This window comes from Mesocryomonas lacus (genome assembly GCF_055730105.2).
In genome coordinates, this window is the sequence record NZ_JBUZWF020000001.1 from 1 (window position 1) to 20,072 (window position 20,072).

Annotated in this window: 19 protein-coding genes; 10 read left to right on the forward strand and 9 right to left on the reverse strand. The window is 64.2% G+C overall.

From position 1 onward, the window contains the following. Window positions 1–1,051 (forward strand): cytochrome P450 (locus ACZLZQ_RS00005; protein ID WP_472947489.1); only part of this gene is annotated, 1,051 nt, incomplete at its 5' end. A gap of 87 nt (window positions 1,052–1,138) precedes the next feature. Here ACZLZQ_RS00005 and ACZLZQ_RS00010 read toward each other — a convergent pair. Further along, window positions 1,139–1,780, reverse strand: coding sequence for a TetR/AcrR family transcriptional regulator (locus tag ACZLZQ_RS00010; RefSeq protein WP_472947490.1), 642 nt, complete (start codon window positions 1,778–1,780; stop codon window positions 1,139–1,141). 163 nt (window positions 1,781–1,943) lie between these two features. Between ACZLZQ_RS00010 and ACZLZQ_RS00015 the strand changes: the two genes are divergently transcribed. From ACZLZQ_RS00015 to ACZLZQ_RS00045, 7 genes are all read left to right on the forward strand, one after another. Further along, window positions 1,944–3,470, forward strand: a complete 1,527-nt coding sequence (locus ACZLZQ_RS00015) for an FAD-dependent monooxygenase (protein WP_472947491.1) — start codon at window positions 1,944–1,946, stop codon at window positions 3,468–3,470. A 21-nt stretch (window positions 3,471–3,491) separates the two neighbouring features. Next, the gene (locus tag ACZLZQ_RS00020; RefSeq protein WP_472947492.1) at window positions 3,492–3,635 is read left to right on the forward strand and encodes a hypothetical protein; all 144 of its coding nucleotides are present in this window, start codon (window positions 3,492–3,494) and stop codon (window positions 3,633–3,635) included. Window positions 3,636–3,722: 87 nt separating this feature from the next. Beyond that, window positions 3,723–4,829, forward strand: a complete 1,107-nt coding sequence (locus ACZLZQ_RS00025; protein ID WP_472947493.1) for an alpha/beta hydrolase — start codon at window positions 3,723–3,725, stop codon at window positions 4,827–4,829. Between the two features lie 277 nt (window positions 4,830–5,106). Then, on the forward strand, window positions 5,107–6,174 hold the full coding sequence (locus tag ACZLZQ_RS00030; protein WP_472947494.1) for a diguanylate cyclase domain-containing protein: 1,068 nt from the start codon (window positions 5,107–5,109) through the stop codon (window positions 6,172–6,174). Between the two features lie 188 nt (window positions 6,175–6,362). Then, window positions 6,363–6,779: a DUF4126 domain-containing protein gene (locus tag ACZLZQ_RS00035; RefSeq protein WP_472947495.1), complete on the forward strand. Its 417-nt coding sequence runs from the start codon at window positions 6,363–6,365 to the stop codon at window positions 6,777–6,779. Then, window positions 6,776–7,405, forward strand: coding sequence for an NAD(P)H-binding protein (locus tag ACZLZQ_RS00040; RefSeq protein ID WP_472947496.1), 630 nt, complete (start codon window positions 6,776–6,778; stop codon window positions 7,403–7,405). The genes ACZLZQ_RS00035 and ACZLZQ_RS00040 overlap by 4 nt, the downstream gene beginning before the upstream one ends. A gap of 111 nt (window positions 7,406–7,516) precedes the next feature. Then, on the forward strand, window positions 7,517–9,379 hold the full coding sequence (locus ACZLZQ_RS00045) for a putative bifunctional diguanylate cyclase/phosphodiesterase (protein ID WP_472947497.1): 1,863 nt from the start codon (window positions 7,517–7,519) through the stop codon (window positions 9,377–9,379). A 44-nt stretch (window positions 9,380–9,423) separates the two neighbouring features. On the opposite strand, the gene ACZLZQ_RS00050 is transcribed toward ACZLZQ_RS00045, so the two are convergent. The 3 genes from ACZLZQ_RS00050 to ACZLZQ_RS00060 all read right to left on the reverse strand — a co-directional run bounded on the left by ACZLZQ_RS00050 (window position 9,424) and on the right by ACZLZQ_RS00060 (window position 12,244). After that, complete coding sequence (locus ACZLZQ_RS00050; RefSeq protein ID WP_472947498.1) at window positions 9,424–9,801, reverse strand: response regulator; 378 nt, start codon at window positions 9,799–9,801, stop codon at window positions 9,424–9,426. After that, window positions 9,798–10,967: a histidine kinase dimerization/phosphoacceptor domain -containing protein gene (locus ACZLZQ_RS00055; protein WP_472947499.1), complete on the reverse strand. Its 1,170-nt coding sequence runs from the start codon at window positions 10,965–10,967 to the stop codon at window positions 9,798–9,800. Before ACZLZQ_RS00055 ends, ACZLZQ_RS00050 begins: the two co-directional genes overlap by 4 nt. Before the next feature lie 104 nt (window positions 10,968–11,071). Continuing rightward, window positions 11,072–12,244 (reverse strand): sensor histidine kinase, encoded by a 1,173-nt coding sequence (locus ACZLZQ_RS00060; protein WP_472947500.1) that lies wholly within the window; start codon window positions 12,242–12,244, stop codon window positions 11,072–11,074. Between the two features lie 219 nt (window positions 12,245–12,463). Between ACZLZQ_RS00060 and ACZLZQ_RS00065 the strand changes: the two genes are divergently transcribed. Then, complete coding sequence (locus ACZLZQ_RS00065; protein WP_472947501.1) at window positions 12,464–13,669, forward strand: MFS transporter; 1,206 nt, start codon at window positions 12,464–12,466, stop codon at window positions 13,667–13,669. 323 nt (window positions 13,670–13,992) lie between these two features. Here the strand turns inward: ACZLZQ_RS00065 and ACZLZQ_RS00070 are convergent, their stop codons facing one another. Both ACZLZQ_RS00070 and ACZLZQ_RS00075 read right to left on the reverse strand, forming a co-directional pair. Beyond that, window positions 13,993–15,093: an FAD binding domain-containing protein gene (locus tag ACZLZQ_RS00070; RefSeq protein ID WP_472947502.1), complete on the reverse strand. Its 1,101-nt coding sequence runs from the start codon at window positions 15,091–15,093 to the stop codon at window positions 13,993–13,995. A gap of 2 nt (window positions 15,094–15,095) precedes the next feature. Further along, window positions 15,096–16,286, reverse strand: a complete 1,191-nt coding sequence (locus ACZLZQ_RS00075) for an MFS transporter (RefSeq protein WP_472947503.1) — start codon at window positions 16,284–16,286, stop codon at window positions 15,096–15,098. 312 nt (window positions 16,287–16,598) lie between these two features. On the opposite strand from ACZLZQ_RS00075, the gene ACZLZQ_RS00080 reads away from it, so the two are divergent. Continuing rightward, window positions 16,599–17,126, forward strand: a complete 528-nt coding sequence (locus ACZLZQ_RS00080; protein ID WP_472947504.1) for a Dps family protein — start codon at window positions 16,599–16,601, stop codon at window positions 17,124–17,126. 261 nt (window positions 17,127–17,387) lie between these two features. Here ACZLZQ_RS00080 and ACZLZQ_RS00085 read toward each other — a convergent pair whose 3' ends face one another. The 3 genes from ACZLZQ_RS00085 to ACZLZQ_RS00095 all read right to left on the reverse strand — a co-directional run bounded on the left by ACZLZQ_RS00085 (window position 17,388) and on the right by ACZLZQ_RS00095 (window position 20,003). Further along, window positions 17,388–17,726: a response regulator transcription factor gene (locus tag ACZLZQ_RS00085; RefSeq protein WP_472947505.1), complete on the reverse strand. Its 339-nt coding sequence runs from the start codon at window positions 17,724–17,726 to the stop codon at window positions 17,388–17,390. Window positions 17,727–17,835: 109 nt separating this feature from the next. Continuing rightward, complete coding sequence (locus ACZLZQ_RS00090; RefSeq protein ID WP_472947506.1) at window positions 17,836–18,483, reverse strand: response regulator transcription factor; 648 nt, start codon at window positions 18,481–18,483, stop codon at window positions 17,836–17,838. Next, window positions 18,480–20,003 (reverse strand): sensor histidine kinase, encoded by a 1,524-nt coding sequence (locus ACZLZQ_RS00095; protein WP_472947507.1) that lies wholly within the window; start codon window positions 20,001–20,003, stop codon window positions 18,480–18,482. Before ACZLZQ_RS00095 ends, ACZLZQ_RS00090 begins: the two co-directional genes overlap by 4 nt. Window positions 20,004–20,072 lie beyond the last annotated feature (69 nt).

A 20,072-nucleotide genomic window follows, 5' to 3' on the forward strand; every position in this document is an offset into this window, starting at 1 on the left:
TGCGCATGCATTCCGGCACGACAAGCTGCTGGCGCTCCAGCCGGCGATGATCGCGGCGGCCGAAGAAACCGGACGGCGCTGGCGGTCCCAGGGTTCGGGAACCGTCGACATCGGGCACGAGATGATGCGCACGACCTTCGATATCATTGTTGAGACGATGATGTCGGGCGGAGCAGGCATCGACGTGGCAAAGGTCGAGCAGGGCATCACCGACTACCTGAGGCCGAGCGGATGGACGTTCGCCCTCGGCATCCTCGGCGCACCGGACTGGATCCCTTACCCTGGGCAGCGGAAGGCAGGAGAAGCGGTCAGGTTCCTACGGTCCAGCTTGCATACGGTCATCGCGGAACGGCGCAAGAGCGGTGTCGAGAGGCAGGACCTCGTTGCCATGCTGCTCGCGGCCGCGGATCCGGAGACGGGCCGGACCATGACCGACGAGGAGATCGTCGACAACCTGATGACGTTCATCACGGCCGGACACGAGACCACGGCGCTCGGCCTCGCATGGACCTTTCATCTGCTGGCGCTCCATCCGGCTATCGAGGCCAAGGTCCTCGATGAGATCGAAGCCGTGACGCAAGGCCAGCCGATCACGTCGGATCACATAGCCAAGCTGGCCTTCACTCGCCAAGTGTTCTCCGAGGCCATGCGGCTCTATCCGCCTGCCCCCATCATCACCCGGACGGCGATCCGTGACTTCGTACTCGGCGAGCATGCTATCGCCAATGGGACGGTCGTCTACGTCCCGATCCACGCGGTGCACCACCACAGCGCCCTGTGGCACAACCCAGAAGCATTCGACCCCGATCGATTTGTTCCGGAAGCCAGCAAAGCCAGACATCGCTACGCCTACATGCCGTTCGGCGCCGGACCACGCGTCTGTATCGGGAACGCCTTCGCCGTAATGGAGGCCGTAGCCGTGCTGGCCGTGCTTCTTCCGGCATTCAAGGTGACCGCGGCATCGGTCACACCTCCGCAGCCGATCATGAGAGTCACGTTGCGACCGAAGCAGAGCCTCCGGATGATGGTCAAGGAACGGCGCGTTCCCTAATCAGGTCGGTGATACGACGTGGTCTTGTATTCATCGCTGCCGGGAAGCAGCGGTTCCGTCTGGTCCGGCTGTGGAACCCAAAGCCCTTCAACGAGAAGCGGGCAAGATAAGCCCTTCAAGAACGATAGCGGCATGGCTGTGGGCCAACTCCGGCAAGTCGGGGCTAAAACCAGTTGCCTGCCCGAACACCTCCCGGAACAGGATGGCCATGACCATCGGCCCGACGAGCGAGAAGGCCTGAAGCCGCGGGTCGCCCTGTCTGACCTCGCCGTGTTCCTGCGCCTTCAGCAGCGCCCCCGCGAGAAGGTTGAGCACCCGGGCCACGACGTCGTCGTGCCAGATCTGCGCAATGTCCGGAAACTGGCGCGACTCGCCGATCACCATACGCGCGATAGCGGGAATCCGGCTGTCGCCAAGCCCCTCTGCGGCGCCCTTCAGGAGCATGGGCACCAGATCCCTCACTGATCCCTGGAACCCCGTTGCCGCGTGCTCAACGACATCGAGGTTGACCGCTACCGCAGTACGGGCGACCGCCCGAAACAGGTCCTCCTTCGTCTCGAAGTAGAGGTAGAGCGTGCCCTTAGCGACACCCGCCCGACGGGCCACCTCGTTCAGGTTCGTGCCGGCGTAGCCGTTCTCGGCGAACACGCTTGTCGCCGCATCCACGATCTCGGCGGGACGGGCTTCTTTCCGACGCCTGCGCTGCGGGCGTTCTGCTTCTTCGGTCACGCGTGTCCTCCGTAGGTTGGCGGTATCTGGGACGGGATCGCAGCCCGCGGACAGTCCGACACTTGATTACTGACTCAAAAGTCATTAAGTATCAATTCTCGCGACGACGCAGGTGCGGATGTCCGCCCCACACGACTGCCTGATCTCTACGAAGGGAAAGCACATGTCCAAGATCGATGTCCTCATCGTCGGCGCAGGGCCCACGGGTCTCGTCCTTGCACTCTGGCTGACCAAGCAGGGCGTCGGCGTCCGCATCATCGACTGGAGTGCCGGCCCCGGGGAGACCTCGCGTGCCATGGCCGTGCAGGCCCGCACCCTTGAACTCTACCGTCAGCTCGACATGGCCGAGGACGTCGTCGCCGCCGGCTACAAGACCCCGGCCATGAACATGTGGGTCCGCGGCAGCCGCAAGGCGCAGATCCAGTTGACCGACGCGGGCGAGGACATCTCTCCCTATCCCTTCGTGCTCGTCTTCCCGCAGGACAAGCACGAGCGCCTCCTCATAGCGAAGCTCCGGAGCCTTGGAGTCGAGGTCGAGCGCCGGACCGAGTTCGTATCCTTCGAGGACAAGGGCGACCACGTATCCGCCGTCCTGAAGCACGCGGACGGTTCGGAGGAGACCTGCACGGCTAGCTACCTTGCGGGATGCGACGGCGCCCGTTCGCCGATCCGGCACCAGATCGGTGCCGGGTTCGAGGGCGGCACCTACAAACAGATCTTCTACGTCGCGGACGTCGTGGCCAGCGGCGTCGAGCCCGCAGGGGAAGCCCATATCGCGCTCGACAGGTCCGACTTCGTCCTCGTGATGTCCTACGGCGACGCCAACCAGTACCGCCTCATCGGCACGGTGCAGGGCGAACGCGCCGCGCACCCCGAGACCCTCACCTTCGACGACGTGGGGCAGGACGCGATGAAGGGCCTTGGCATCAAGGTCGACAAGGTGAACTGGTTCTCCAACTACCGTGTCCACCACCGGGTCACCGACCACTTCAGCAAAGGCCGGGTCTTCCTCCTCGGCGACGCCGCGCACGTGCACAGCCCAGCGGGCGGCCAGGGCATGAACACGGGCATAGCGGATGCCGTCAACCTTGCCTGGAAGCTGACCGCCGTCGTGAAGGGAAGGTCGCCCGAGACCCTGCTCGACACCTACGAGGAGGAGCGCAAGGCGTTCGCCCACAAGCTCGTCGAGACGACGGACCGCCTGTTCACCTTCGCCACGGCCGAGGGCGGGTTCGCCGCGTTCGTGCGCACCCGCATCGCGCCGATCTTCGCCAGCGTCGCCTACGGCTTCGACAACGTGCGGGAGTACATGTTCCGCGTGGTGTCGCAGACCATGATGGACTATCCGAACAGCCCGCTCAGCGTCGGCAAGGCCGGAAAGGTCAGCGGCGGCGACCGCTTGCCGTTCGTCCGGTTCGATGATGGCGACAACTATGGGTCCCTCTCCTCGATCGGTTGGCAGATACACGTCTACGGCACTGCCTCCGAGGAACTCATGGAGTGGGCAAGGCAGATCGGCATCGAGCTTACCGTCTTCCCTTGGCGAGAGGTATTCGGCAAGGCGGGCCTCGGAAAGAACTCCGCATATCTGCTGCGTCCGGACACCTACGTCGCCCTCGCCGAAGGGACGCCGAGTGCTGAGCCTTTTCGGAACTACTTCGCCGAACGATCGATGCGCCCGACTTCCTGAGCCTCAAGGATGATCCGGTACTTGACGATCGCCGCGGCGACGATCGTAGCGGCGTGGCTTCTCTTCGAGGCTACCATCTACCTGGAATATCGAAGCGAGGCCGCACGTCTGTCGGAAAGGCTTGATCCGGCTCCGGTGCCCGCGGAGCGAGAGGCGCCCGACTGAGCGTCCCGAACGGTCTTGGTCGCCGAGCCGCCAAAGCCTGATCCACCAACCGTAGACGGCTTTGGAAACCAAGGGCATGAACGCATGATGAGGCTTCTGCTGATCGTCCTGACACTCGCGGTCGGGGGCTGCGCCGCGCGACCGGGATACGAGGCCTTGCTCGTCAGCGGCGCGACGGTCCCTGGCGCGAAGACTGTCACAGTGCTCGTGGCAACCGATCGAGGACCTGACGGGGCGCGGCAGGTAGACTTTGGAAGTGGCCGAGCTGCTCTGCGTTACGAGGAGCTGACGATCTCGGTTCCGCCCAGGCACCGCCCGGGTGAGATCGAGTGGACACAATACACCGCGCGCGATCCGGCCAGAAGCTTTTCCGTGGTTCACCGACGCCCCTTGGACGAGGCAGGGTTCAAGAACCGCGCCGCTGCCCGGGCAACTGCGGACGGATCCCTCGGGATCTTCGTCCATGGTTACAACTACACCCTGGCGGAAGCGGCCTTCAGGCTGGCCCAGATCGGCGCGGACACGGGCGCCGTTTCCGTGCCCGTCCTCTTCTCCTGGCCGTCCGAGGGAGCCGTGACGGGCTATGTCGCCGATCGCGACGCCGTCAGCTACGCTCGCGACGATCTGGCGCACGTTCTGGAGATACTCGCCGGCATCCGGACGAAGGACCGCATCGGCTTGGTCGCCCACAGCATGGGAGGATGGCTGGTGATGGAGACGCTGCGTCAGCTTCGTTTGGAAGGCCGTGACAAAGTCATCGAGCGGTATCAGGTGGGCCTGGCCGCGCCGGACATCGACCCTGACGTCTTCCGACGGCAAGTGGAAGTGTTGGGTCCTCTCGATCCTCCGTTGACTATCCTTGTTGCCACAGACGACCGGGCATTGGGCGTATCCGCCCGTCTCGCGGGCGACCGACCGCGGGTAGGAGCGATCGACGTCGACAAGCCGGGTCTTCAGACCATCGCCCGACAGGCAGGATTGCGCATCGTCGACATCACTTCGCTCGAGGCCCACGACGGTGCCCGGCACAATCGGTTCGTCCGCTTCGCAAGCCTTCAGGCGCGTGCGCAGACCACGGACCGTGGTCATCCATATCGATCCCCGAGACAAGCGGGTGCGTTCGTTTTTCAGGCTGCGGGATCAGCCGCGGCCAGCCCTTTCAGGCTTGCGGGACGCGTGTTGGAGGAGCCGTGAGCCGAGGTTTCTTCTTCGCAGTGGTTGCGGTCGTCGCCGTCGGCCGAGGAACCACCGGACGGGCTGGTTGGCTCTCTGACGTTGACGCTGTGATCCTCTCGAGAGCACCCCGTTTCCTCGAGGCTTCACCTAGCCCGGACATGGGCGAGGCGACACATCGAAGACTGGGCATCAGGCATAGATGCCCCTTCGGTGGTCGAAGATCACGAACGAGGGACCTGTGCCTCTACCTTTAGCCACGTTGATGCGGCATGAGAACGGATGGAAGCGAGGCACGATGGGTTGGCCCAAGAAGGTTGAGCACGAACTTCTGAGCATGCTGCTCAGTCCAGTCGTGCCCGTGTCGGCACTTGGGATAGCTACGCTTGCCATCGGTTGCCTGACGGCGATGGCTCTTTCCGACGGTACTCTTCTGGCCCTCACGGCGGCCTCCACGATGGTGACCGTCGTCCAGCTCGGCGTGATGGTTCTCTACCGGATGCGACCACACCGCCTTGAAGTCTCTCGCTGGCGCGGCCTCTACGCCTCCATCGCATGTGTGCACGCCCTAGCGCTCGGCATTATCGGAGCCCGGATCATGCTGGCGCCGATCCAAGACTTCCGCATGCTCATGCTGGCGGCGACGTTCAGCTACGCTGCGGGTGTCGTCGTGCGCGGCTCCGTGCTGAGGTGGATGTGCATGTCGTGCCTCGGCTTGGCCGTCCTTCCGGTGGCCGCCGCACTTGCTCTCGGATCGACAATCGACATCGGTGTCGCCGTTCTGCTGGTCGCGATGATGGTGACGAGCTTCGAGACCGTCCAGACTGCATACGTCACGACCGTCGAGTTGCTGGTAAGTCGAGCCAAGAGCGTCCAGCTCGCAGGATTGGACTTCCTCACTGGCGTATCCAATCGCTTGTCTTTCGAAGCGTATCTCGATGCTGCCCTGTCCGATCCGGCGGCCTCCAAGACCGCGTTGCACTTCATCGATCTCGACCGCTTCAAGGAGGTCAACGATCGGCACGGCCACCCTATCGGAGACAAGGTGCTGGTCGAGGTGTCGACACGGTTGTCCCGCCTTGTTCGCGAGGACGACAGGATTGCTCGAGTTGGAGGTGACGAGTTCGTCATCGTGCAGAAAGCCGTGTCCTCGCGGGACGCTGCCTTGGCCATGGGCGCCCGTGTTGTCGGAGCCTTGGGTGCGCCGTTCGTCATTGACGGCCTCAGCATCGACATTGGGGCAAGCGTCGGAATCGCGGTCGCCCCCGACGATGCCGACACCCGCCGCCCGCTGGTCGCCAAAGCCGATGCCGCCCTCTATCGGGCCAAGCGGTCCACCCGCGGTGTCGTCGTCATGGCATCGTAGGTCTGCATCGTCTGCACGAGTACGCCAACGGTCGGCGGACGAAAGCCCTGTCGCAACTCCGCGCCCCGCTCGCCGTTTCGATCGGAGAACGAACGGAGAAGCCTGATGCGGAAGCCATCGCCCTGCCACGAACGGCCCACCGAATGATAGCGTCCCTTCTCATGGGCATCGTTGCCGGATCGCGATCGATGACACCGCTTGCCGCTGTCTCATTGCTCGCGCAGAAGCACCCTCTTCCCGGCGGCAGACCTCTCGCCACGCTGCTCGGAAGCCCATGGGCCTCGGCTGGCGCAACCGCGGTGGCAGTCGCCGAGCTGTTGGGCGACAAGATGCGTTCGGCACCCGACCGCACCGTCCCGCCCGGCATGGTGGCCAGACTGATCACAGGCGGGGTTGCAGGAGCGGCGCTCGCCGATGACCGCAAGGCTGGAGCGGTGGCGGGAGCGGCGGCGGCCGTCGCGTCTTCGTACGTCACGCTTGCGGTCCGAAAGCGTTCCATTGCCCGCTATGGCCAACGGCCTACGGGCATCGTCGAGGACGCAGTTGTTGTCGCACTTGCCCTCTGGGTTGTCAGTTGTGTGGGAAAGACGCGGAGCGACCCATGAGGCTTCTTCTTCTCGGCGCCACTGGCCTCGTCGGGAGCCACGTCCTCGAGCAAGCGCTGCGTGACCCTCGGATCGCGGTAGTGACGGCTCCAGCGCGCCGGGTGATCCCGTGGCGGGACGGTCTCCATTCCATCGAGGTCGACTACGAGAACCTTCCTGAGCAAGCGGACTGGTGGAAGGCTGACGCCGTCATCTGCGCGCTTGGCACCACCCGTCGGCTGGCTGGCTCGGCCGACGCCTTCCGTCGGTTCGACCATGACCTCGTGCTCGGGGCGCTCCGACTGGCGCGCCGGAACGGGACGCCAACCCTCGCGCTTGTTTCGGCGGCGGGCGCGAACTCGGATTCCCGCTTCCTGTATCCGCGGGTGAAGGGCAACACGGAACGGGACGTCGCATCCTTGGGGTTCAGATCGCTGACCATCCTGCGTCCGGGGCTGATCGCAGGCGACCGAGTGGACAACCGTCCCGTCGAGCGGGCGGCCGTTGCACTCGCCCGCGCGTTTCAGCCGATCCTGCCGTTGGACTGGCGGATCAATCCCGCGGAACGGATTGCCAGAGCCCTCATCATGGGGGCCACCCATCCCTCGCCCGGCCATCACATGGTCATGGCTCGAGACCTCGCCTGAGACGCTGTCTCGTGGTTGCAAAAGAGATACGAGTATTCAATCAAACAATTAGCCGTTTCATGTTATGTTGATCGAGCTCACGAATTCTCGAACACTGAACTGGCGAAGCCTGTGGATGACATTCGTGCTGAACGGCAACGCCTCGATGCGTTGCATGCGCTCGAGATCATCTCCGGCAACGATCCCGGCATGGACCAAATCTGCGCACTGGCGAGCGAACTCTTCGGGGCTCCCGTCTCCGCGGTGACGCTCTTGGACGAAGATCACCAATGGCTGAAAGCGCGGTGCGGTCTCACCGTCGCCTGCCTTCCCCGCGAAACCGCGCTCTGCAACCACACGATCAGGAGCGACGACGTCCTCGTCGTACCTGATGCGTTGACCGATGAACGCTTTGCATCCAACCCCCTCGTCACCGGGGAGCCTCACATCCGGTTCTATGCCGGAGCGCCGCTGGTCACGGAGGCTGGGATCCGTCTTGGTGCCCTTTGCATCGTGGACTTCAAGCCAAGGACGTTCTCGCCTGAGGACAGCCGACGGCTCGCCCAGCTCGCCTCGCTTGTCGTCGGTCAGATCCGGCTGCATGCGGCCAACCTGGCCATGGCGCGAAACGCCGAGCAGCTCGAGATCCGTCAGGCCGCACTGGAGTGGTCGGCAACGCATGACGCGCTGACCGGCCTGCCGAATCGACGTCCGTTTCACGAGGCCGTCGACAAGGCGATCGAGGGAGCGACGCCGGGGCGTGGCGGCGCGGTGCTCATCATGGATCTCGACGAATTCAAGCGCACCAACGACCTGATGGGCCGGGAAGCAGGCGACGCGCTTCTCGTCGCGGTCGGCAATCGCCTCGTCGAGCTCGTCGGGGACCGCGGCATGGTTGCCCGCCTCGACAGCGACGAGTTCGGCATTCTCCTTCACGAGGTCGAGGACGAGGCGGCGGTAAGGGCTTTCTCAGACGAGGTATCCGTCTCGCTCAGGCAGCCAGTGGATCACGACCGCCATTCGTTCTACTGCTCGGGCAGCATCGGAGAAGCAATGTTTCCGGAGCATGCCAACATGGCCTCGGAGATCTTCCGATGTGTGGACCTTGCGCTGTTCGCGGCGAAGGAAGAGGGCCGAAACCGTGCCGTTCTCTTCCGGGACGAGCTGCGAGATCGGTTGCAGGCTCGGATCACTGTCCTCGACCGCGCCCGCCACGCCCTCAAGACGAACGCGATCGTTCCTTACTACCAGCCGAAGGTATCGCTCGGCACCGGGAAAGTGGTCGGGTTCGAGGCGCTCCTGCGCTGGCGCGACCCGATCCTCGGCGTCCAGTCACCGCAGACGATCGCGGAAGCCTTCAACGATCCCATCCTGTCCGTCCAGATCGGCAGCCGAATGCGCGAGCTCGTCATGACCGACATGTCGACATGGAGGCAGGATGGCGTCCCGTTCGGAGCCGTGGCCATCAACGTCTCCGCGGGCGAGTTCTCCGGCGGGGCGCTCGCCACGACGATCCTCGAAAGCATGGCGGCCTTCCGCCTTCCGGCGGACACGCTCGAGGTCGAAGTCACCGAGACCGTCTTTCTCGGAGACGGTGCCGGCGAGATCGCGGACACTCTTAAGGCGCTCAGCGACGACGGCATCGCTATCGCCTTGGACGACTTCGGCACCGGGTACGCATCGCTCTCGCACCTGCGGCAGTTCCCGGTTCAGTGGCTCAAGATCGACAAGTCCTTCGTCTCCGACATGAAGCACAACAGGGAGTCGGCGGCGATCGTCTACACCTGCATCGAGCTGGCCCAGAGCTTCGGCATCGGCGTCGTCGCCGAGGGGGTAGAGACGGACGCTCAGGCCGAGATGCTCAAGAACTGGAACTGCGACGTGGCCCAGGGCTACCTTTTTGGCAGGCCGATAGAGGCGGCGCTGGTGCCTTCGCTGCTGGCCGGCTGGTCTGCCGACGACGCCGATCTTCTGGCGGCACGGCAGCATGCCTGATCGCCGTCTGGGCCCGACATCGAGCTGCCCCTAGCCTTACGCATTCAAGCGGCTCGGGCTGATACACCTGCCAGCGCGTTCAGGACTTCTCGTTGCGAGAAGGGCTTGCCGACGAAGCCGGCCGGATCCCACTCCGAGGCCAGCGCCTGCATCTTCTCGTCGATGTTCCCGCTGACGAACAGCGACGGGATGTCCCAACGCTGACGCAGGACCTTCGCCGTCTCGACGCCGTTCGTCCCGCGCGCAAGGTGGACGTCCATGATTGCGACGTCGATGCCATCACCCTGCCGTTCACACATCGCGATCGCCTGGTGCATATCGACCGCGTTCCCGACCACTCGGTACCCGGCCTCCAAGAGGATATCCTCGAGGTCGAGTGCCAACAGCATCTCGTCTTCTACGATGAGGACGGAAAGGGTCATGCGGTCTCCTCCCGAGAGAACACCAGCGAGACCTTGAAACCCTCCTGCGTGGCCGACCTGTCGACGACGGCCCCGAGCTGGCTCGCCATGGTGGCGACAAGCCTCGTGCCGAGCCCTCCGCCGGCCCCTTCCTTGTTCAGCATGCCGACCCCTTCGTCGGCGACCGTCAGCTCGAGCATCCCGTTCGTCTCCTCACGGAGAGAAAGGACGATCGGGCCGGGACGATCCTCCGGATACGCATATTTTAGGCAGTTGGTGATGAGTTCGTTAACAACGATCGCCAGCGGGATAGCACGCTCCGTCCGCATTGTGACGGGATCAACGTCGACACGCATTCGGGCCCGCATCTCGGGCGTCACGGCAAGATCGTCCGCAAGACCCTTGAGATAAGCCTTCATCTCGACCGAGAGAGGATCGTCGGACTTGTAAAGGCGTTCGTGCACCGAGGTGATCGCCCGGACGCGGCTGATAGCCTGCGTGAAGGCCGCCTTCGTCGCTGGATCCTTGAGCTGTCGGCTTTGCAGGCTGAGGGCGCTGACGACGAGCTGGAGGCTGTTCTTGACGCGGTGGTTGACCTCGGCAAGCAGGACGTCCTTCTCCTCCAGCAGCTTCTCTTGGACCGAGATTGCCTCCGAGAGTTCACGCTCCCGTTCCACCAACCGCCGCTGCGACATCACCAGTCCGGTCGTCTCGATGCATGGGCAGAAAATCCCGACTACCTGACCGTCGGGATCGCGCACGGGGGTGTATGAGAACGAGAAGTGCGTCTCCTCAGGAAAACCTTTCCGGTGCATCAGAAGGTCGATGTCATCCATGAAAACGGGTTCTCCCGCCATTGCCTGAGCGACGATCGGCTCTAGGTCCGCGCGTATCTCGTGCCAGACCTCGAAGAAGGGCATCCCGAGTGCCGCAGGATGTTTCGAGGCAAGAATCTCGGTATAGCCGTCGTTGTAGATGATGCGGTGATCGTCACCCCAGACCACGAACATCGGCTGCTGCGACCCCATCATGATGCTGAGGAGAAGCTTCAAAGCCTCCGGCCAGTTGTCCGATGACCCAAGCGGTGTCGACGACCAGTCATGTCCCCGAACGAGCGCGGCCATCTGCTGGCCGCTGGCATCTACTCGTTTCATACCCAACTCCCCGCTCACGGCCTGCCGCGTCAAAGCTTTTGGATGACATGCCGAACGGCGATCTGGCAATTGGGACGCTCGCGGCTCGCCAGCCTTCGAAGGCCTGCCCCCGTCCAGGCGGTGGGCCAAAGGCGCTCTCAGATGCTCGCCGTTCCATCCCGTTCTGAAGCCAGGGGATCGGGGAACGTGATCCGAACCGTCACGCCGTCTTCGGAGCTGACCTCAATCACGCCTCCGATCTGCTGGACAAGCGCTCGGATCAAGCCGTAGCCGAGTGAGCCTTCCCGCGCCTCAGCCGCGCCGACGCCGTCGTCCTTCACCTCGAGCTCGATGCGCCCTGGCATGCTGCGCCTCGCGCGGGCGAGGATCGTACCCGTCCGCGGGATCGGGAAGGCGTACTTCACCGCGTTGGTGACGACCTCCGTCAGGACGATGCCCAGCGGTACCGCCGTGTCCGCGTCGAGCAAGATGCCCGGCTCCGACATTGCCTCAAGCCGGATGCGGCCCTCGTCCGTCATCGACTGGAGGGCGGTGCACAGGTCCGTCATGTACGCGGTGACGTCGACGTGCTGTTCGCTCTCCGAGTGGCTGAGGAGGTCATGGACGCGAGCCATGGCGCCGAGACGCTCCCGTGCATCCTCGAACAGTGCCTTCACGGCCGGGTCGGTCTGCCGCCTCGCTTGGATGCTGAGGAGCGACGCCGCGATGGCGAGGCTGTTCTTGGCGCGATGGTTGACCTCCTTCATGAGAAGCTCGCGCTCGGCCGCGACGGTCTTCAGCCTCGCGTTCGTCTCCTCGAGTTCCCGGGTGCGGCTTGCGACCCGCTCCTCCAGTTCGTCGTTCACCTTGCGCAGCTCCGCCTCGGCATCGAAACGCCGGGTGACGTCGAGGTAGGAGAGGAAGTGGTTCGCGACCGTTCCCCGGTCGTTGCGGAGCGGACTGGCGAAGAGCATCGAGTGGAACGGGGATCCGTCCTTTCGGTACTGGAGGATCTCCAGCGTCTCGTCCCGGCCCTCGCGGATTGCCTGCTCGTACAGTTCGACCGTGGCGGGATCGGTACCCTCACCGTTCATGAAGTGCGGGTCCTGCCCGAGGAGCTCCTCGATCGCGTAACCGGACAGTTCGATGAAGGCGGCGTTGGCGAAGATAATCGGATTGCCGGGAAGGGCCGCGTCCGTGACGATCATCGGCATGCGGGTGACGCGCACGGCTTCGACGAACAGGCCGCCCTGCTGCCGAACCGCCTCGAGGTGCTGTTCCGCCTGGTCGCGCCCGAGGGTGCCCGGCATGTTCTCTTGATGATCGTTCATTCGGGCCGCTCTCTTGGGTTGGGCGACGAACGGCAGTCCGCTTCCACGTCCGGGAGGCTTACCAGCGAATGATCCGCCACATCAGTGACTCCGACGGTAGCGTCCCGATCAACAGACAGTGCATCGGAACACGCCACTACAGCGGCTTCGAGCCGTCCCTCGACCCCTGTACCGATTGCGGCTAGCAGACGCGCACCATCAATCGCATGTCCGGTTACCATGACAATACCATCAGACGCTCCCCGGGCCGCTCGTCCCCCTATCCCACGCGGCATCTGGGCGCTCGGCTTCGTCAGCATGCTGATGGACATCTCGTCGGAGATGATCCACTCGCTCCTGCCCGTCTACATGGTCGCCGTTCTAGGCACGTCGGCCTTCGCCGTCGGCATCATAGAAGGGATCGCCGAGGCCACGGCCTCGATCGTCAAGGTCTTCTCCGGTGCCCTCAGCGACTGGCTCGGCAAGCGCAAGCTCCTCGCCGTGATCGGCTACGGGCTGGGTGCCCTGACAAAGCTCGTCTTCCCGATGGCCTCCGGGCTGGAGGCGCTAGTGGCGGCGCGGTTCGTTGACCGGGTCGGCAAGGGCATCCGCGGAGCCCCCCGGGATGCGCTCGTCGCGGATCTTGCGCCGCTGGAGATCCGAGGCGCGAGCTTCGGCCTGCGCCAGTCGCTTGACACGATCGGCGCCTTCTCGGGACCGCTCCTGGCCGTCGGGCTGATGTGGCTGTTCGCGGGCAACTTCCAAACGGTGTTCTGGATCGCGGTGATCCCCGCCTTCCTATCCGTCGCCGTGCTGATCGCCGGGGTCCACGAGCCCGCAGGGACGCGAGAACGCCGTCCGGCACGCATGCCGCTGCACCGCGCCGAGCTGGCCCGTCTCGAAAGACCGTACTGGAGCGTCGTCTTGGTCGCGACAGTGTTCACGCTGGCGCGGTTCAGCGAGGCGTTCCTGCTCCTGCGGGCAAGCGAGTTCGACGTTCCGGCCGCGACGATACCGCTGGTGCTGGTGCTCATGGGCGTCGCCTACTCCATCTCATCCTATCCCGCCGGCATCCTCTCGGACCGGATGAACCGCAAGCGGCTCCTGATGGTGGGTATGCTGCTGCTCGCGGCGGCCGACGTCGTCCTCGCGCTTGCTCCAAACGTTGGCATCGCCGCTATCGGCGTGGCACTCTGGGGCCTGCACATGGGCTTCACGCAGGGGATCCTTGCGGCACTGGTGGCGGACGCGTCGCCCAACGATCTGCGCGGCACTGCTTTCGGCGTCCTCAACCTCGTCACGGGCCTTGCTCTTCTGGTGGCGAGCGTCCTGGCCGGGGCGCTGTGGCAAGCGTATGGTTCGTACGTCACCTTCCTGGTTGGAGCGGCTTTTGCGGTAGCGGCGCTCCTCACCCTAGGGTTCAGCCGTATGACCCGCGGGACATAGGTTCGTCGCCTACGTGCAACTCGGTCGGCATCCGCCTCGGCTGATTGAGCCGAGGCGGATGCCGACCCTTATCATCCTTGCGAACGTCGGCTCCTTGCATCCCGTAGCCAGTAGCGGACAGGCAGCTTTCCATTCAGTAGAGCCGATTGGCGCAGATGAAGCGGACGCCTGAACAGGGCCTTCCGCTCTCAACCCCATCAAGACATACAGGTCACCGTTTGGTCACCCCGGAAGCAGTCATTCGTCCGGTGAACGCGAAGCCGCGGCCATCATGCTGCTTCACCTCCGTCAGTCGAGATGCCCCATTTCGGCGGCCGTTGGTTTCACTCGAGAGATGCGCCGAGCCTTCTCCCGAGTTGAACGACTGATCGTCCTAGCTGAGACCTGTAATCCTCGAACTGCCTTCGCCCTTCGGCCGTCCAGCCGTCGTTGACAGCATTGGCAAGAGCCAGCGCATCTCCAGCAGCCTTCGCCACGCCCATCGCAGTATGTGGCCTCGCGACAAAGGCTGCGTCGCCGATTAGGACGATGCGCCTGTCAATCATGCGGGGTGCCTCCATGTCGAAGATCGCCTGCACGAAGGGCGCGCACTCAGCTTCGAACACGAATGCAAAAGCTGGAGGCAGATCTCGCACGGCGGCTTCAAGCAAGGCGCGTTCGGCTCGCGGCTTCAAGCTCCCGGGCGGCAACGAGAACGGATGCGTTCGCCCGTCCTTGTCGGTCAGTGTCGATTGTAAGTCCTCATCGCGGCGGTACCAGACAGCGTTGTAGCGTCTCAGCCCCGGCTCGAGTTCGCCCTTGGCACCGGGCACGGTGTATCCGAGCGCCTGGCCTCCGGGCATGTGGTAGAATGCGAAGCGGTCGGACAGCGCCTCTGCCGCAGGGGCGGGTAGCGAACGTTCCGGCACGATGGCGCGCCAGGCGACATATCCTGCATAGATCGGCCCTCGATCGTCGGGGATGATCGAGGCGCGAACGGCCGATCCAATGCCGTCTGCGCCAACGACGAGGTCCGCCTCGACGCGTGCCCCGTCATCCAGTTCAAGCCACGCCGACCCGGTATCCTGTCCAGCAGCCACGACGGCGCGGCCGACATGGTGGTCCTGGCTTGCGATCACCTGGCGGACCGCAAGGTAGAGCCGATCCCAGGAGATCTGCATCTGCGGTCTTGGATCTCGCTGGAGGACTTCTCCAGACCTGCCGAGAACGATGCGCTCGCGTGCAACGACGCCAACGCGTGCCGCCTCGTGAAGCCCGAGGGTCTGGAGGATATCGAAGACCTCCTGCTGAGGCACGAGGCCCGCGCCCCGTCCTTCCAGCCCCGAGCGCGAGCGCTCGAACACCTGGACCTCATGACCAGTCCGGGACAGCAAGGCCGCAGCGAACAAGCCAGCCATTGATCCGCCTGCGATCGCGATCCGCATGGTCATGCCCTCCGCAGGAGGTTGAGAAGTTGCAGGGCGGTCGCAAGGGCAGCGAAGATGGCGCCGAGGGTGGCAACCGCGCCCCATCCTCCAACGGCCCAAGCCTTGATGGCGGCAGCCGAGCCAAGGGCTCCACCGAGGAACATCGCACACATGAAGATGGTGTTCAGGCGTCCACGGGCCTCGGGACGAAGCGCATAGACGAGGTGCTGGTTGGAGACGAGCGCCCCCTGCATGCCGAAGTCGAGGATCACCACGCCGACGACGAGGCCCGGGATCGAGGTCCAGAACCCGAAGAGGATCCACGACAGGAAGACCAGCGCGGCGCCGAGCACGATCACTTCGTGCGGTCCGCGTCGGTCGGCAACGCGTCCAGCGATCGGCGCCGCCAGGATGCCGACGGCACCGACGATACCGAACAGGCCGGCGATGTCAGCTCCGAGCCCAAAAGGTGGCTCTTGGAGACGGAGCGCGAGGATGGTCCAGAAGGCGCTGAAGGCGGCAAACAGGAGGCCCTGCGTGATGGCCGCTAACCGCAAGGCACCGAACTCGAGCCAGAGGCCGACGAGCGAACGCATGGCGGCGGGGTAGCTCAACGCGGCGGCAGGGACCCTGCGGGGAAGCCGTGCTGCCATCAGCGCCCCGGCCGCCAGAGCCATGGGAACGCCGAGCCAGAACATGGCGCGCCATCCGAGATTTGTAGCGACGAAGCCTGCCAGGGTCCGGCTGAGGAGAATGCCGCAGAGAAGGCCCGCCATAACGGTGCCGACCGTCGCACCCCGCCGCTCCGGGGCCGCCAGATGAGCTGCAAAAGGAACGATCTGCTGCGCGGCGGTGGCGGCCGCCCCCACCAGCGCCGAGGCCAGTACGATGGTGATCGCACTCGGAGCGATCGCGGCCATGGTAAGGGCTGCCGCAAGCGCCAGGAACTGCACGACGATGAGGCGCCTGCGTTCGAGGATATCGCCGAGGGGCACGAGCAGGAACAGTCCAGCGGCATAGCCGAGCTGTGTCGCCGTCGGCACCAGGGTGGTGGCCGTCCCGGGAAGGTCTCGCTCCATCACGCCGAGCATCGGCTGATTGTAATAGATGTTCGCGATCGCGATGCCCGCCGCCGCCGCCATGGCGAAGGTCAGGCCCCGTCCCATCGCAGCGCTGGGCGCCTCGTCCGTTTGCGTCGATACCGTTGTCATTTGAACCTCCGAGAGCCGTCCGCTCAGTTGCAATTCGAGGTATTCGCAGGCCGCGCCAAACTGCTGCGTCCGATCGTCGGACGAGATCGGCTGGCGTGAAGAGCGAAAGGGCAGGAACACTCTTGGGCTCGGTGCGAGCATCAAAGCCGAGTCAATGTACCCTTGTCTCGCGTCGAAATTGCACTGCGTGATGACCGGAGCCCACCCATACTTAGATATGCAAATCTTGGTATGGATTGGAGTATCGGCTCATCGGCGTAACTCTTTGGACATCGAACGGCATGCCGCCGTTCAGTGGAAAAGGAGATCAACATGGACACGAACATCGAATCCCTCACGATGGCACATCGCGAGCTCGGCACCCCCACGGATCTTGGGTCGATTTCGACGGGCGAGATCGGAGCGGGGCTGAAGGGACTTTTGGCGGACGTGTTCGCCCTCTACCTCAAGACCAAGAACTTCCACTGGCACATGAGCGGTCCGCACTTTCGCGACTACCACCTGATGCTGGACGAACAGGGCGACCAGATCTTCGCCATGACGGACTCGATCGCCGAACGGGCTCGCAAGCTCGGCCGGACCACGATCCATTCGATCTCCGACATCGGCACCCGCCAGCGCATCCTCGACAACAATGCCGAGTACGTGGAGCCCAAGGACATGCTGGCCGAGCTTCACAGCGACAACAAGCAGCTCGTCGCGGAACTGCGTGCCGTTCACGCCCTTTGTGACGAGTACAATGACGTCGCAACGGCCAGCCTGATTGAGGTCTGGATCGACGAGACCGAACGGCGCGCGTGGTTTCTCTACGAAAGCTGCCGCTCCCCTGCCACCACGTAAACGATAGGCACGCAGCAGGCTTGCAAGGTTCAAGCACATCACCCGTTCCGGCCGTCCAGGCCCGGGGCGGATGATGTGCTGAGAGCGTGATGCTTCGTGAAAGAGTTACAGCGCCAAAGGAAGCCGCCTGTCGACGTGGCGTCGATACCGCCGGAGGCGCAGGTCTCGCGCTGGATCGCACCGACCGCCGGGACTGCTCGGATTCTTGGATTCTTGTGCGTCTGACAGGATCCTCTCGGGTGAACGCCGCTGACGGCTCGATCAGTGGATCGCGTCTTCGATCGCTTCCAGCAGAGCATCCGGATCGATCGGCTTTGTCAGAAACGCCCGTGCCCCGGCGCCGAGGGCTTGGTCGCGGGCGGCGGCAGTCGGGAAGGCGGTCATGACGATGAGAGGTTGCTTGCAGCCACGTCGTGCCATCTCAGCCTGAAGTTCGAGTCCCGTCATGCCGGGCATGTGCAGGTCCGTGACGATGCATGCGAGTTCGTCCAGCGCATCGCATGAGAGCAGGTCCGCCGCAGCCGAGAAGCCCATCGCGATCATCCCTGCCGAACGCAGCAGGCTGTCGATGCTCCCGCGGACACCGGGGTCGTCGTCCACGACGGCTATCAAAGGGGATGGGGTCAAAATTCTTGCTCCGGTGGTCGTCGCAGCAAGCCGCTGAACACTCCATACAAATGTGCCCAAGCGAGCCCGAGCACCACCATACTCAGGTGTTATAGCGATGGATTGACTCGTCCCGGACGCCCAGGACCTCGGCCATCCGCACGAGATCGGCCAGGGACTGTGCGTCCATCTTGCGCATCACGTTGCCACGATGGATCTTCACCGTGATCTCGGACAGCTCCAGCCGGGCGGCCACCTGCTTGTTCATAAGCCCCGTAACGACGAGGCCCATCACGTCACGTTCGCGCGGCGTCAGCCGATCGTAGGAAGCCCGGAACACGGCGTTGCCTGCGTCCTCGGTCCGGCGCAGGCGATCGGCCTCGACCGCCGCCCCCACCGCGTCGAGGAGCTGATCGTCGCCGAAGGGTTTTGGCAGGAAGTCGATGGCGCCCGCGCGCATGCCCCGCACCGTCATGGGAATGTCCCCGTGCCCGGTGATGAGGACGACGGGCACACGGATCCCGTTCGCCGCCAGGTGCTCCTGGAAGTCGAGGCCGCTCTCGCCGGAGAGCCGCACGTCGAGAAGGAGGCAGGAGGCGAGGTCGTGCGCGGGATCGGCCATGAAGGCGGCCGTGGTCTCGAACAAGGCCACCTCGAACCCGCTCGACCGCAAGAGGCTGCCAATCGATCCCCGAACCTCTGCATCGTCGTCGATCACGCAGACATGGCCAATCAATCCACCAGCCTTCATGCTGCGACCCTTTCAGCACTCGTTTCGACAGGGAGATGAAAGCGGAACGTTGCCCCACCGCGGGCGTTGGCTGCCGCTGTCAGAGCGCCACCATGCTGCTCGACGATCGAGCGGCAGATTGACAAGCCCATGCCCATGCCATCGCTCTTCGTGGTGAAGAAGGGACGGAATAGGGTCTCGGGATCCAGATGCGCGACGCCGACGCCGCAGTCGTTTACCTCGACGAGGACCCGGGCTCCATCGAGCTTTGCCTCCACACAGAGTTCTCGCTGGCCAGGATCGACGGTAGTCATCGCCTGCTGCGCGTTCAACAAGAGGTTCATCAGCACCTGCTGGATCTGCACGCGGTCGCCTGAGATGTCCGGAAGATCCGGGGCTACGGAAACGTGCAGATCGACCGCGTTTGCCTGGAGGTCCCGTTCGAGAAGAGCCACCGTTTCGTCGATCAAAGGGCGGATCTCCAGCCGGCTGGGCTTCGGGTCCGCGTTGCGTGCCAGATCCCGAACGCGCGCTATCACCTCGGCGGCCCGTGTTCCGTTCGCCGCGATGTGGTCGAGGCAGTCGGAGACCTCGGTGGGGTTTGGGATATCGCGGGCAAGCCAGCGCTTGCCGGACTTGGCGTAGGTGATGATCGCCGAAAGCGGCTGGTTGACCTCGTGCGCGATGGAGGCGGCGAGTTGGCCAAGCGTCGTCACACGCGCCATGTGGGTGAGCTCGGCCTGCGACTGGGCCAGCCTTGCCTGTGTCCGGTTGCGTTCGGTGAGGTCAAGCGCCATCACCAGCACGTGCTTCCAACCGTCATGGTCCGCCGGGAGCGTCACGCGCAGCACGACCTCGACAGTCTGCCCGGCCAGTGTCTTGAACTCGACCTCTTCCTCAACCGTGGCCTCGCCGTTCATCAGCCGGGCGAAGATTCGGGCGAGCCCTTCTTGAGCGCTTGTCGTGTGGTGAAGGGAGAGCCCGTTCACAATAAGCGCGTTTCGATCGTCATAGCCGAAGAGCTGAGCCGCAGCCTCATTCGCATTCCGGATCTTCGCTCTGTCCGACACTGAACGAACAAGTTCGAGCGTGGGCTCCGCACCGCTGCGCAGATGTGCGTACGCCGCCGACCAGTCGGACTCCCAGATGGGAAAGCCCGCAGCGTTGAAGATCAATCGATAGCGCGTGTCAGATCGCTGGCGCTCGGCGGCGGCATTGATCTGCCGGGCAGAAAGAATGGCCGTGATCCAGATCGCGACGAGGCTGACGGCCAGACGGATCGCAGGTGAGCCCAGCGGCTCCACCCAATGAGACAGGACGTAGCCGACGAGGGCCAAAGCCGTGCAGACAGCAGCGGTGGTGAGCACGAGCTTTCGAGAGTGACCCCGAGCGGATATCAGGACAACCGTGGTGTAGAGGACTGCGACGGCGCCCTGGAACGGGGTGAGAACATCCGCTGCGAAGATCGCAAGTGCTGTCATGGCGGCCGCGGCAGCCTGAACTCGCGCAGCCAGTCGCCTTGCACCTGGATTGCCCATCATCGCCGCCTTTTTCCAGCTCGCCGCCGCACCTCGGCAGGTCACCGGCAAGCTGTATGAAGGAGCGCCCCT